This is a genomic window from Ruegeria sp. N10 (assembly GCF_056531545.1).
This window is the reverse complement of record NZ_JBQFLY010000053.1, coordinates 1-1962: the sequence shown is the minus strand read 5'-3', so window position 1 is coordinate 1962 and position 1962 is coordinate 1. Positions and strand designations below refer to the sequence as shown.

Sequence of the window (1962 nt, the reverse complement as noted above, 5' to 3'; positions counted from 1 at the left end):
TTTTCAGCTCCCCCTATTACTGTGCGACTTTTTGTTTGTGTTTGTTGAACTGTTGGTCGAAGAGGTTTTTGAAGGGGCCGTTTTTCTGCATGAGTTGGTCGAGGTTTCCCTGTTCGGCGATAGCGCCGTCCTGGATGACGATGATCTTGTCTGCCTCCAGCACGGTTGACAGGCGGTGGGCGATGACGATGACGGTGACATCCTGTGTCAGGGCGTCCAGTGCCTCTTTGACCAGCGATTCCGATTCCGCGTCCAGCGCGCTTGTGGCCTCGTCCAGCAGCAGGATCTCGGCCTTTCGCAGAATGGCACGGGCAATCGCGATGCGCTGTTTCTGACCGCCCGACAGAAAGGTTCCGTTCTCGCCCACCGGGGTCTCATAGCCCTGCGGCAGGTCGGTGATGAACTGATGCGCATGTGCGGCCCGGGCTGCCGCGATCACCTCTTCATCGCTTGCATCGGGCGCCGAGCAGCGCAGGTTGTCCATCACCGAGGCCGAGAACAGGAACGTGTCCTGACCGACATACGAGATTTTCCGCCGCAGCGAGGCAAAGCTGACCTCCCTCAGGTCCTGGCCATCAATCTCGACGCTGCCCTGATCGGGGTCGTAAAACCGCATGATCAGGCCAAACAACGTGGATTTGCCACCACCGGACTGGCCGACAAGGGCGGTGGTTTTCCCGGCCTCGAAAGTGGCGCTCATGTTGTCGATCACCGGCACCGTGCCCTGATAGCCAAAGGTCACATTGCGCAGCGTGATCTGTCCGGGGCCGTCACTCAGGTCACGGGCCCGGGGGCTTTCCACCATCGTGTCCTCCTGATCCAGCAGGCTGAACAACATGCCGACACCGACCATGCAGGTTTCAATCTGGACCCGCATCCTGGACAGGCGCTTGGCAGGTTCATAGGCCATCAGCAAAGCGGTGATGAAGGACATCAGCTGACCCGCGGTCGGCTGTTCGGCACCCGCGATACCCATCGTGCTGACAATGAGAACCCCGGCAACCGCCAGACCGGCCAGAAACTCCATCAGCGGGCTGGCAATGGCCTGCAGCCGGGCGATGTCGTTCGAGCGCTGTTCGACCTTCCGGATCGCGGTCTCCATTCGGTCGATCATGCGATCTTCAAGCGCAAACACCTTGATCACCTTGATCCCCGCCGAGGTCTCCTGCAGCACCCGGATGATCTCTGCCAGCGATTTGAACTCGGCCTGCATGATCGAGCGCACGCTTTTCAGCAGATACCGCACCCCCAGCAGGGCAATCGGGCCCACCACAAAGAACATCACCGACAGGACCGGCTGCTGATACACCATGACCGCAATCAGGCCGACCAGGGTCAGGGCATCGCGGACAAACCCGGTGACCAGAACATCGATCAGGCCCCGGGCCGATTGCGCGCCATTGGTCGTGCGCATCAGCAGATCCGACGATTCAGTGGTCGAGAAGAACGACACTCCGTGCCGGACCAGCTTGCGGTACAGCTTCTCCTGCTGCTGGGCCACAATCCGGTTGCCCGCGCGTGCCAGAAAAACGGCCTGAATATACGAGGCCACCGCCTTGGTCAGGAACAGAAGCACAACCCCCAGCGCAATGACATGCACCCATCCCCGCAATTCCGGGTTGGTCATGGCATCGATGATATATTCCATCATGTAAGCCGAGCCGGCGGTGGTGACCGCCACCGCGATCATCGCCAGGATCGCAACGCCGTAAAGCCCGCCCTGCGCATAAAAGCTCTCACCGACAAGCCGGCCCATATAGCCCGATCGCCACTTGTTCCAGGCGCGCTTCATCATTGCGTTCTCCAAATCCGTGAAACGGTGCGCACGCCCAGATACCCCATATCCCGCCGCGCCTAAAGGACAGATGCAACCCTGCGGCAGACCAACCCATCCCAACATCCAAACACGCTAAATAAGACCTAACCCTCAAACCCGCAACCAATACCAAAAAACTCAAGCAA

1 protein-coding gene is annotated in these 1962 nt (G+C 59.6%); it reads right to left on the bottom strand.

All coding sequences use genetic code 11. The features are described from left to right. Positions 1-16: 16 nt before the first annotated feature. The gene (locus ACR0JI_RS21885) at positions 17-1795 is read right to left on the bottom strand and encodes an ABC transporter ATP-binding protein (RefSeq protein ID WP_480496672.1); all 1779 of its coding nucleotides are present in this window, start codon (positions 1793-1795) and stop codon (positions 17-19) included. Positions 1796-1962 lie beyond the last annotated feature (167 nt).